Below are 12,283 nucleotides of genomic sequence, written 5' to 3'. Positions count from 1 at the left end.
TCGCTGTCCTCCGGATGCGCCCCTTCGTTGGCCGCCTTCTTGTCATGTATGCGCGACTCTCTGTTCAGCGCCCTGACCGGCCGGCCATGCCACCTTTCTTGCGTCAAGACGCCAGCGACGCAAGGGAGTTCCCCCCATGGCCGCCGGAACCGACCGAGCCGCTTCCCCCGAACGCCGTCGTCTCCTCACTGCCTCCGCCGCCCTGGCCGGCGCCGCCGCCTCCGCCCAGCTCTGGCTCCCCGCGACCGCCCGGGCGGCCGGAAACGCGCTGCCCGACGGCCTGTTCAGCCTCGGTGTCGCCTCCGGTGACCCGCTGCCCGACGGGGTCGTGCTGTGGACGCGGCTGGCCCCCGACCCGCTGAACGGCGGGGGCATGCCCCAGCAGGCGGTCGAGGTGCAGTGGGAGATCTCGCCGGACGCACGGTTCGCCTCCTCCGTGCGCCGTGGCACCGCCCAGGCCCGGCCCGAGTACGGGCACAGCGTTCACGTGGATGTACGAGGGCTGCTGCCGGGACGGGTGTACTGGTACCGCTTCCGGGCCGCCGGTCAGCTCTCGCGCGTCGGCCGCACGCGTACCGCGCCCCAACCCCTCCGCTCCGGCGGCTCGTTACGCCTCGCGCTCGCCTCCTGCCAGAACTGGCAGCAGGGCTACTTCACGCCGTACGCGGACATGCTGGCGCAGGATCCGGACGTCGTCCTCTTCGTGGGGGACTACATCTACGAGTCGGGGCCCTCGGCGACGGCCGTGCGCAGGCACGAGGGGAGCGGTGAGCCGTACACGATCACGCAGTACCGCAACCGGTACGCGCAGTACCGCAGCGACCCGGACCTGCAGCGGATGCATGCCCGGGCGCCCTGGGTGGTCACCTTCGACGACCACGAGGTGGACAACGACTTCGCCGGGGAGGTCCCGCAGGACCCCGACAAGCAGAGCCACGACGCGTTCACGGCGCGGCTGACCGCGGCCTACCAGGCGTACTACGAGCACATGCCGGTGCGGGCCACCGCGATCCCGAACGGGCCGCACATCCGCATGTACCGCAGCTTCCGGTTCGGGCGGCTCGCCCGGCTCAACGTGCTGGACACCCGGCAGTACCGCAGCGACCAGGCCGTCAGCCAGGACGGCGCCCAGGACCCGGCGCTCACCATGCTCGGCGCCGAGCAGAAGCGGTGGCTGCTCGACTCGCTGCACGGCTCCGACGCCCGCTGGAACCTCGTCGCCTCGCAGATCATGATGGCGGAGACCGATCTGCTGAAGGGTCAGGGCAAGCTCTGGTACTACGACGCCTGGGACGGCTACCAGGTCGAACGCAACGCGCTGCTGGGCGAGTTGGGACGCGTGCGCAACCCCGTCGTGCTCAGCGGCGACCGGCACCTCACCATGATCAGCGATCTGAAGCGGGACTTCGCCGACCCCTCCTCCGCGGTCGTCGGCGCCGAGTTCGTCGGCACGTCCATCTCCAGCGCCGGCGACCAGGACCAGGCCGCCTTCCACGCCCAGTGGGACCCGCTGAAGGCCGACAACCCGCACTGGAAGCTGATCGACGCCCACCGCGGCTACCACCTCTTCGACATCCGCCCCGCCGCAGTCGACGTACAGGTCCGGGTCGTCAACACGGTCCTCAAGCCCAAGGCGACCGCCCGCACCCTCGCCAAGCTGCGGGTCACGGACGGCAGGCGCGGAGTCCGGCAGGTGTGAAACACGCCGGAGTCCGGACGGTGTGAAAGACATCTCGCGAAGGACATCTCGCGAAGGACATGTCGTGAATGACATGTAACGGGAGCCTGGGACTCATCTGTGTCCCAGGCCTCTCTCAGCGTCTCCTAAGGAATCCCTCTTACCGTCCCTTAACCATGGAGACGGACTGTACGAGAGACCACGCCCCGGCGAACGCGCCCGCAGCTCCCGCGCCCGCGGCGCCCGCCCCCCTTGCCGCGCTGCCCGCCGGAACCCGCCTGCTGCACATCGGCCCGCACAAGACCGGGACCACCTCGATCCAGGGCGCCCTCTTCGGAGCGAAGGACAGGATGCCGACGTACGGCGTCGAGTTCCCGGCGACCAGCAGGCACCCCATGCAGGCGGTGCTGGCGGCCTGTTCCCGGGGTGGGATGATGGGCGACACCACGCCCACCGAGCGGCACTGGACGCAGCTGCTGGAGCAGGTGCACGCCACCGGCCGCAGAACCTCGGTGATCAGCAGCGAGTTCTTCGCCGACGCCCCGGACGACGCGAGCATCCAGCGGATCGTCGAGCAGCTCGGCGGGGAGCGCGTGCACATCCTGGTCACTCTGCGCCCGCTGGCGAAGATCATGCCCTCGCAGTGGCAGCAGTACGTGCAGAACGGCCTGCGCATGGGCTACGAGGAATGGCTGGAGCACATGCTCCGCAAGGCCCCCTACGAGAAGCCCAACCCCAGTTTCTGGCGTCGGCACCGGCACGACCGGCTGGTCGAGCGGTGGGTGCGGGCGGTCGGCGCCGAGCGGGTCACCGTCGTCGTGGTCGACGACCGGGACCGGGACGGACTGATGCGCACCTTCGAGGCGCTGCTCGGACTTCCGGCCAATCTTCTGGAGCCCGTTCCGGACACCGCGAATCGCTCTCTCACCCTTGCCGAGACCGAAATGCTGCGGAATCTTAATAAGGAATTCCGCGGCAATGGCCTCCCCGATGAGCTCTATTCGAAACTCGTTCGCAACGGCGCGGTCATGCATATGAAGAACGCGTGCAGTCCGACGGCACGGGACGTGAAGATCTCCACCCCCGACTGGGCCGTCGAGGCGGCCGCCGGGATCGGCGCCGAGATGGTCGGCCGGATCGAGGCGATGGGAGTGCGCGTCATAGGCGACCCGGCCCTGCTGTCCGCCGTGCCGAAGCCGACCGGACGGCCGGGGACGGATGAGGCGGCGGGGGCGGCGGGGACGGCGGGGACGGCAGGGCCCGCGGAGGCGTTGATCGACCCCGAGGTGGCCGCTCAGGCCCTGTACGGGACGCTCGCCGCGGTGGCCGCGGCCCCCGCGCGACCGGCCGCGCGCGGGGTGCACCAGACCTCCTCCAAGGAGCTGGTGAAGGTCCTCGGGCACCGATGTCTCAAGCGGCTGCGCCGCCGCTGAACCGCCGAAGAGCCGCCGCTGAACCCGTCCGCCCCGCCCTTCTCGGACCCTTCTCCGCACCCTCGTCGCTCTCGGCAATGGCCTACTCCCTGTGGAGTTACTCACAGGATTTCCAGGGAGCATCCCGGGCAGTCCCACTCGCGTCTTACGAATCACCAGCGGTGCAAGGTGAATGGCGGGTAGCGCGCACATTTGCAGTGAAGGGCGCTCACCTTGCATCGCGGTAACCGCAAGTGGGACGATTTGATCGTTCCCTGTCGCCCCAAGGTAGGTCTTCTGTGTCCCAGCACATAGCCAAGCCCCGTACGACCGCTGTGATCCTGGCCGGTGGCACCGGCCAGCGCGTCGGTCTGTCGATCCCCAAGCAGCTGCTGAAGATCGCCGGCAAGGCAGTCATCGAGCACACCCTGACCACCTTCGAGAAGGCCGACTCCGTCGACGACGTCATCGTGCTGATGGCGCCGGGCTATGTGCCCGACATCGAGAAGATCGTCGCCAAGGCCGGCTTCAAGAAGGTCACCAGGATCATCGAGGGCGGGACCACCCGGAACGAGACGACCGAGCGCGCCATCAGCGCCCTGGGCGAGGGGCTGGCCGACGGCGAGGACCTCAACGTCCTCTTCCACGACGCCGTACGCCCCCTGCTGTCGCGGCGCGTCATCGACGACTGCGTCGCCGCGCTGGACCGCTACCAGGCCGTCGACGTCGCCATCCCGTCCGCGGACACCATCATCGTCACGCGCACGCACGGCGAGGACGGCGAGTTCATCACCGAGATCCCGGACCGCTCCCGGCTGCGCCGCGGCCAGACCCCGCAGGCGTTCAAGCTGTCCACCATCCGCCGCGCCTACGAGGTGGCGGCGGGCGATCCGAACTTCCAGGCCACGGACGACTGCTCCGTCGTGCTCAGGTACCTGCCGGACGTGCCGATCCACGTCGTGGCGGGCGACGAGTACAACATGAAGGTGACCCAGCCCGTCGACGTCTTCATCGCCGACAAGCTCTTCCAGCTGGCCTCCAGCGCCACGCCCGAGCCGTACAGCGAGGAGATCTACCGCGAGCTGCTGACCGGCAGGACGGTCGTCGTCTTCGGCGGCTCCTACGGCATCGGCAAGGACATCGCCGAGCTCGCCGAGTCCTACGGCGCCACCGTCTACGCCCTGGGCCGCTCCACCACCGGCACCCATGTGGAGAACCCCGAAGAGGTCGACGACGCGCTGTCGAAGGCGTACAGCGAGTCCGGGCGCATCGACTACGTCGTCAACACCGCGGGCGTGCTGCGCATCGGCAAGCTGGCCGAGACCGACAACGCGACCATCGAGGAAGCGCTCAAGGTCAACTACCTCGCGCCGGTGCAGATCGCCCGTTCGGCCTATAAGTACCTGGCGGAAACGAAGGGCCAGCTGCTGCTGTACACCTCCAGCAGCTACACCCGCGGCCGCGCCGAGTACAGCCTCTACTCCTCGACCAAGGCAGCCATGGTGAACCTCACCCAGGCCCTGTCCGACGAGTGGGCCGGCGACGCCATCCGGGTGAACTGCGTGAACCCCGAGCGCACGGCGACGCCCATGCGTACCAAGGCCTTCGGCCAGGAGCCCACGGGCAGCCTGCTCTCCTCCGAGGCCGTCGCCCGCACTTCGCTGGACGTGCTGCTGTCGGAGCTGACCGGACACGTCATCGACGTCCGCCAGCAGGACCCCACGGCGGACGCGAGCAAGGCAACCGGCTTCGAGGCTGCGCTGGCCTCGGTGCTCGACCGGCAGGACGGCGTGGCATAATCAAGCGCAAATAGCCATTGAATTTCAGGCCTCTGTGGCTCCCCGTTTACGGAGAATTCACAGGGGCCTGAATCCGTAAAACTCCCGAAACCTTCACAAAGGATTTTCCGGACTTTTAGGCACCTTATGACCGGCACCCCTCCCAGAGCAGGTTTCTCCGTGATATCCACCGCTATTCGCGTGGCCCGGGTGGGCAGCGTGGCCGAGCTGGCCGCGGCGGTCCTCATGATGCTGGGCTACCCCTGCCTCATGCTGGCCGCGCTCGTTCCGAGCACCCCCGCCTTCGCCGCCGCGGCCGCCGTGACGTACCTGGCGGACCTCTATCTCCACCGCAAGGGCACCTACCTCATCAACCTGCTGAACAAGGTGAGGGCCGGTCTGTCCACGCGGTTCCTGGTCCGCGAGCTGCTGCTGATCCTGCTGCTGGCCAGACTGGACCTCTCGGAGGAGCCGGTCTTCTACGCGGCCATCGCCTGCTTCACGGTCTTCTTCGGCCTGCAGGCCCCGCACGGCGCGCTGGTCACCCTGATCAGCCGGCGCCGCCAGATGCCCGTCGTGACCAGGAACGTCGACCTGGCCTCCCGGCTGAGCATCCCGGACGCCCCGCCGCGCCGGCTGCTGACCCGGGCCGCCGTGAAGATGCTCCACCTGGACCTCGCCGCCGTCGCGGGCCTGCTGGTCTACGCCCTCACCGACTCGGAGCCGGCCGGCTACGCGGGCGTCGGCCTCACCCTGGGCCTGGGCACGCTGTACGTCGTCGTGCTGGCGCCGTACCTGCGCGCGAAGCGGCTGCCGCCCAGGCCCGACCGGGTGCTGGACACCGTCAGCGCCTGGCTGCGCGAGTACCGGCCGGAGACGGTGCTGTACTTCTCGGGCTCCAAGGACTCCGCCTACCAGGTCAACATGTGGCTGGAGACCATGGAGCAGCTGGAGTCCCGGCCGCTGATCATCCTGCGGGAGCGCTCCGTCCTGGAGCGGATGGCGCCCACCACGGTCCCCGTCGTCTGCGTGCCCGGGGGGGTGCACCTGATGAACATGGACCTGTCCATGGTGCGGGTCACGTTGTACGCGGCGAACGTCGGCAAGAACATCCACATGCTGCGCGTGCCCACCATGAAGCACGTCTTCATCGGCCACGGCGACAGCGACAAGCTCGCCAGCGTCAACCCGTTCAGCAAGGCCTACGACGAGGTGTGGACCGCCGGCCGCGCGGGCCGCGACCGCTACGCCATCGCCGACGTCGGCATCCGCGACGAGGACATCGTGGAGGTCGGCCGCCCGCAGCTGGCGCCGATCGAGCGGTGGCAGGGCGGCGGAGCCGCCGAAGGACGGATCGCCACTGTCCTGTACGCGCCCACCTGGGAGGGCTGGGACGACAACCCGGGCAACACCTCGATCCTGCTGGCCGGCGAGAACATCGTGAAGAAGCTGGTCGCGGCCGATCCCCCGGTCCGCGTCCTGTACAAGCCGCACCCCTTCACCGGCACCCGCAGCGCCAAGGCGGGCGCCGCGCACCGGCGGATCACCGCCCTCATCAAGAAGGCCGCCGAGCAGCGCGCCGCCGACTCCCGCTTCCGGGCCGACCCGGCAGCCCAGGCCAAGGCCAAGGCCGACCTGACCCGTCTCAAGGCCCGCCTCGACGACCTCTCGCTCTCCTTCGACGCGAAGGCCGACGAGGCCGTGACCAGCCGCGACGGCCTCGTCGACATGCGCAAGCACGAGGAGGCCGCCCGGCTGCGCGCCGAGTGGAACGACGCCTACTGGCAGACCTTCCCCGCCTTCGAGCACCGGGTGATCACCGGCTCCGAACCGCGACTGTACGACTGCTTCAACGCCTCCGACGCGATGGTCTCGGACATCTCCAGCGTGGTCTCCGACTTCATCGCGAGCGGTAAGCCGTACGCGGTGACGGACTCCGCGGAGCTGGGCGCGGAGGAGTTCCGGCGGCAGAACACGGCCGTCCGCGCGGCCGTGATCCTCACCAACGGCGCCGACGAGCTGGACCAGCTGCTGGCGGCGGTGCGCGATCCGGCGGCCGACGCGCTGGCCGCGGACCGCAAGGAGCTCAAGGAGTACCTGCTCGGTCCCGACGAGCCGACCTCCCGCGAGCAGTTCGACACCGCGATCGCCGACCTCGCGCTCAAGGCCGAGGCCCGCAACGTCGGCCAGGAGTCCCGGGCCGCCGCGGCGGACGGGGCCGACGTCGAGACGATCGCTCCCGCCGACGGTGAAGCGGGCGGCGGCGCCGACGGTGACGCGGAATTGAAGAACGGTGTTACAGCAGGCTGACGCCCGTATTTCGAAAGGCCCGGCCCCCGGAGCGAATCTTCGGGGGCCGGGCCTTTCAGGCATCCTGTGATGTGGAACACGTGCAGAAAGCGAGGCAACCTGGCCTACCTGTCAATCGTCTATCGGGTATCCAGAACGTTTATGAGGGGGAACTGTTGCGTGATGAGAGGGAAAAGTGACTCTTACGCAGCCTGACGTCACCGTCGTCATCGGGGCGTATGAAGCGATGCCGTACCTGGTCGAGTGCCTGGCATCCGTCGAGGCGCAGACACTCGACCCGACCCGCATCGAGGTCATCGCCGTCGACGACGGCTCCCAGGACGGCTCGGGGGACTGTCTCGAGGAGTTCGCCGCCCGCGCGCCCATGGCGGTGACGGTGATCCGCCAGAAGAACTCCGGCGGCCCCAGCGGCCCACGCAACGTGGGCCTCGGCAAGGCCGCCGGGCGCTACGTCTTCTTCCTCGACGCCGACGACCGGCTGGGCGCGGAGGCCCTGGAGCGCATGGTCGCCATCGCCGACCGCAACGGCACGGACGTGGTCCTCGGCAAGGTCGAGGGCGTCAACCGCAGCGCGCCGAAGTCGATGTGGCGCAAGACCGTCGACCGTACGGACGTCTACTCCTCCAACATCAAGTTCACGCTGAGCGCGCAGAAACTGTTCCGCCGGGAGTTCCTGGAGCGCCACGGCATGCGTTTCGACGAGTCGCTGTGGACCGGCGAGGACGCGCTGTTCACCATGGAGGCCTATCTGCGGGCCGACGGCGTCTCCGTGGTCGCCGACTACACCTGCTACTACCTGGTGGGCCGCGACGACGGCAAGCATGTGACGAAGAGCGGCAGTTACACCCTGCGCTTCGACTCCGCGCGCGCCCTGATGGGCCTGCTGGAGCGCATGGTCCCGCCCGGCCCCAAGCGTGATGTGCTCATGGTCCGCCCGTTCCTCGTCACCCTGCTGCCGCAGTTCGGGCCCGTCTTCCTGCGCAACACGGAGGACGAGCGGCGCACCAAGTTCGAGCTGGCCAAGCCCCTCATGGACGCCCACTGGAACGAGGGAGTGGCGCAGCGCCTCAAGGTCCACGAGCGGCTGCGGCTGTATCTGGTGGCCGTGCAGCGCCCCGACCTCCTCAAGGACGTCGTCGAGTTCATCAAGGCGAAGAGCGAGCCCAAGCCGGTCCTGAAGAAGGGCGGCACCCAGCTCTACCTCGCCTACCCGCACTACCGCTCCCGCAAGGCCGGCGTCCCCGACCGCGTCTACCTCGCCGAACCCCGCGAGGCCAAGGCCTACCCGGGCTGGCGCCAGGACCCGGCCGAGACCTTCCTGCGCCAGGCGACCCGCAAGGTCCGACGCAGGCTCCGCCGCCTGAAGAAGCGCCTGACCCCGAGACCGGGCGGCACGGCGGCGGCCTGATCGGCGGTCTGAGAACGAGAAGGCCCGGTCCCACGAGGGACCGGGCCCTTTGTGTACGACGTCGGCGGCGGCGTTACTTCGACGGCTTCAGCGCCCGCCGCAGCGGGCCGCCCACCGCGCGCCTGGCCCGGCGGTAGATCGAGGGCGCCGGGATGACCGCGGAGGCCTTGGCGGCCGCCTTGGCGCCGGCCCGGGATTTCGCCAACTCCCGCTTCAACTGGGCGTTGTGCGTGTCCAGTTCGCTGATGCGCTGCTGGAGCCAGCCGAACCGGCTGGTCAGCGAGGCGAGGTCGGCGTCGTTCCAGGGGCGCACGCCCGCCGGGAACTTCAGCGCCCGCAGCTTCTTCTCGAAGGCCTCGCCGCCGTCGCCGTGCGTGAAGGTGTCGTCCAGCCCGTTCTTGCCGAGGAACGCGGTGAACCGCTCGAACCGCTCCCGGTGGTTGGCGGTGAGCGGGCCGAAGTCGGCCTCCTCGTACAGCTTCGCCGGGTCGACGTCCGCGGGCGTCTGATCCAGCTGCCGGTGCGGGATCTCGAAGTAGCGGCACAGCTCGAGCGTGCGCGAGTCGCCGCACAGCACGGTCACGGGCGTGCCCGCCAGCAGCGCCGCGATGTTGCCGTGGATGCGCGAGCCGAAGGAGAAGTCGTACTCCTTGAGGTCGTCGATCCAGGTGACCGGGTCGACGTACACCCGCGCCTTGCCCTCGCGGTACATCGGGTGGTCGGGGTGGGTCGGCATCTGGGTGATCCGGCCGGCCGTGGAGTCGACGTCCCGCCAGTGCAGCTGGCGCGCGTCGGTGAGGTTCTGGCCGATGAAGCTCAGGTTCGGGTAGCGCGCGTGGGTGTTCGTGATGATCGGGTGCAGGCCGCCGTAGCGCACCGCGCTGTGCGAGCCGTTGATCGCGATCCGGGACTCGGGCGTCAGTGCCGGCGTCCGCTTCTCGACCGTGAGCTTGTCGCCGTACATGAAGAGCGACGGGCAGCCGATGACCTCGACGTCCTTGAAGCCCATGTCGGTGAGGTACTTCTCGGTGAACTCGCCGCGGACGCCGATGGTGGCGCTGTGGTCCAGCACCGCCGAGACGAACCCCTTCACGGTCGGCTCCATGGCCTTCAGCCGCGCCGCGTCGTTGTCCAGGCCGGCCTGCGCGCCGACGCCGAGCACCACGACGGGGATCTTCAGCTTCGATATGAGCCGGGTCAGCCGCTCCAGGGAGCTCTCGAAGGACGGCCGGAAGGCGTTGGCGAGCGGCACGACGAAGGCGTCGTACTCCTCGTTGATGCGGGCCGCCGCGCCCACCTCGGTCCGCATGCCGTTCGAGACGACCTCGGCGTCCGGCGTGGTGAGGATCTTGTGGGCGGCATCGCTGAAGATCAGGTTGCCGGCGTTGGTGGCGATCACGTCGCGGTGGAGGGCTTCCTCGACGGGGACCACGTCGAAGGGGCTCTTCCCCGATCTGAGGAGTATGCGCTTCACACGGCGAACTGTAGGTGACGCAAACTTCAAAATAAATTTGGGTTCTCTTCAATTTTCCTGTGGAACCTATACATCCTTTTTGCCGTATGCAAAGTGTGAGCAAACGGCTACGGATATGCACTCTCTGTGCTGTCCGGGGAGCTGTCCGGGGAGCTGTCCGGGGACTGGAACTCGCGCGCGGCGTCCGCCCCCGTTCGCGTAGATTGCGGGGCAGTCGGGGAGCTGTCGGGGACCTAGTCAAGGGGACGAAGAACAAGGTGGCAGGGGCAAGGCAGGCTGTGGGCGAGGCCCGCAGGATCGTCGTCAAGGTGGGCTCCTCGTCGCTGACCACCGCCGCGGGCGGCCTGGACGCCGACCGGGTCGACGCGCTCGTCGACGTCCTCGCCAAGAGCCGCAGCGGGGGAGAGAAGGAGGTCGTCCTCGTCTCCTCCGGCGCCATCGCCGCCGGCCTCGCCCCGCTGGGCCTGCGCCGCCGCCCCAAGGACCTCGCCCGCCAGCAGGCCGCCGCGAGCGTCGGCCAGGGCCTGCTCGTGGCCCGCTACACCGCCTCCTTCGCCCGTTACGGCGTCCGCGTCGGCCAAGTGCTGCTGACCAGCGACGACATGAGCCGCCGCGCCCACCACCGCAACGCCTCCCGCACCCTCGACAAGCTGCTGGCGATGGGCGCGTTCCCGATCGTCAACGAGAACGACACCGTCGCCACCGACGAGATCCGCTTCGGCGACAACGACCGCCTCGCCGCCCTCGTCGCCCACCTCGTCCACGCCGACCTGCTGGTCCTGCTCTCCGACGTCGACGGCGTCTACGACGGCGACCCCAGCAAACCGGGCACCTCGCGGATCGCCGAGGTGCGCGGGCCGGGCGATCTGGCCCACGTCGAGATCGGCAGCGCCGGCAAGGCGGGCGTCGGCACCGGCGGCATGGTCACCAAGGTCGAGGCCGCCCGGATCGCCGCCGCCGCCGGCATCCCCGTGGTCCTCACCAGCGCCGTGCACGCCGCCGACGCCTTCACCGGCGGCGACACCGGCACCTACTTCCACCCCACCGGCAAACGCTCCGCCGACCGGCTGCTGTGGCTCCAGCACGCGTCCACCCCGCAGGGGGCGCTGACCCTGGACGACGGCGCGGTGCGCGCGGTCGTCGAGCGGCGTACCTCGCTGCTGCCGGCCGGGATCGCCGCCGTCGAGGGCGAGTTCAGCGCGGGCGACCCCGTCGAACTGCGCGACGCCCGGGGGCACGCGGTGGCCCGCGGTCTCGTCAACTTCGACGCCAAGGAGATCCCCCAGCTGATCGGGCGCTCCACCCGGGAACTGGCGCGGGAACTGGGCGCCGAGTACGAGCGGGAGGTCGTCCACCGCGACGACCTGGTGATCCTGCACCCGTAAACCCGCTCGAACGGCCCGTACCGGTGGGGGACGTTCCGTGAAACCGCCCCACGGAGCCGTGCGGCCTGCTCAACTTTGTCACAGGGACACGAATGTCCCGGGGACACGGACCGCTGTCCCGGGGGCACGAACGCGGGACACGTTCCGCACGAGCGCTGCGTAAAGGAGGCCGTCGTGAGACGAGTGCGCCCTGGGGTGGCAGCGGCTCGTGGAAGTACCGGCACGGCCCCCGCGACCTCCTCGCGTACGGCGGGCTCGGCGTCGTCGCGCACGGCCGGCCCGGCGCCCTCGCGCAGCCCCGGCGAGGAGCGCGCGCTGACCAGCGTGGCGGCCGGCGAGCGCTACCTGGCCGAGGAGGGCCTCGAGGCGGAGGGCGGGCTGCCCGTGGACCTGCCCCGGCTGTGGCACGTCACCCTGAGCGTCTCCGGCGAGGAGGCCCCGCTGAAGGAGGTCCGGCGCGCCCTCGAACAGCTCGCCCACGACCATCCCTTCCTCCTGACCAGCAGATACGCGGGCGACCACGCCGAGATCCGGTACTGGGAGGAGGCCCGCGACCTGCACGACGCGGCCGCCGTCGCCCTGCGCCTGTGGGGCGAGCACCGCCAGACGGCCGGGCTGCCGCCCTGGGAGATCGTCGGCCTGGAGGTCATCGACCGCCAGACCTACCACCAGCGCATCGCCGAGGGCTACGGCCCCGCCCCGGCGACCCCGGTCGGCGTGCATCCCTACTGACCCCGGCGTGTCCCGACGGCCGTCCTCGAGGACGGGCCCCGAGGACGGGCCCCGAGGACGGGCCCCGAGGACGGGCCCCGAGGACGGGCCCGGATGGCGGGTCTCG

8 protein-coding genes are annotated in these 12,283 nt (G+C 69.7%); 7 read left to right on the top strand and 1 reads right to left on the bottom strand.

The features are described 5' to 3' along the window. Positions 1 to 136 precede the first annotated feature (136 nt). From OG562_RS14275 to OG562_RS14255, 5 genes are all read left to right on the top strand, one after another. Positions 137 to 1,699, top strand: a complete 1,563-nt coding sequence (locus tag OG562_RS14275; RefSeq protein WP_266397324.1) for an alkaline phosphatase — start codon at positions 137 to 139, stop codon at positions 1,697 to 1,699. 155 nt (positions 1,700 to 1,854) lie between these two features. Continuing rightward, the gene (locus tag OG562_RS14270; protein ID WP_266397322.1) at positions 1,855 to 3,111 is read left to right on the top strand and encodes a hypothetical protein; all 1,257 of its coding nucleotides are present in this window, start codon (positions 1,855 to 1,857) and stop codon (positions 3,109 to 3,111) included. A gap of 278 nt (positions 3,112 to 3,389) precedes the next feature. Next, entirely contained in the window at positions 3,390 to 4,889 is a 1,500-nt protein-coding gene (locus OG562_RS14265) for a bifunctional cytidylyltransferase/SDR family oxidoreductase (protein ID WP_266397320.1), read from the top strand. 159 nt (positions 4,890 to 5,048) lie between these two features. Further along, entirely contained in the window at positions 5,049 to 7,178 is a 2,130-nt protein-coding gene (locus tag OG562_RS14260) for a hypothetical protein (RefSeq protein ID WP_266397317.1), read from the top strand. 175 nt (positions 7,179 to 7,353) lie between these two features. After that, complete coding sequence (locus tag OG562_RS14255) at positions 7,354 to 8,586, top strand: glycosyltransferase family A protein (protein ID WP_266397315.1); 1,233 nt, start codon at positions 7,354 to 7,356, stop codon at positions 8,584 to 8,586. A 73-nt stretch (positions 8,587 to 8,659) separates the two neighbouring features. On the opposite strand, the gene OG562_RS14250 is transcribed toward OG562_RS14255, so the two are convergent. Next, on the bottom strand, positions 8,660 to 10,060 hold the full coding sequence (locus OG562_RS14250; protein WP_266397313.1) for a polysaccharide pyruvyl transferase family protein: 1,401 nt from the start codon (positions 10,058 to 10,060) through the stop codon (positions 8,660 to 8,662). A 278-nt stretch (positions 10,061 to 10,338) separates the two neighbouring features. Between OG562_RS14250 and proB the strand changes: the two genes are divergently transcribed. Beyond that, a complete protein-coding gene (gene proB / locus OG562_RS14245) occupies positions 10,339 to 11,445 on the top strand; it encodes a glutamate 5-kinase (protein ID WP_266409261.1) in 1,107 nt (368 codons plus the stop codon). Positions 11,446 to 11,640: 195 nt separating this feature from the next. Continuing rightward, entirely contained in the window at positions 11,641 to 12,177 is a 537-nt protein-coding gene (locus OG562_RS14240; RefSeq protein ID WP_266409260.1) for a hypothetical protein, read from the top strand. Positions 12,178 to 12,283: the final 106 nt, after the last annotated feature.

This window comes from Streptomyces sp. NBC_01275 (assembly GCF_026340655.1).
Classification (GTDB): Bacteria; Actinomycetota; Actinomycetes; order Streptomycetales; family Streptomycetaceae; genus Streptomyces.
Note: the sequence above shows the minus strand (reverse complement) of the source record. Positions and strands in the feature narration are given on the sequence as shown.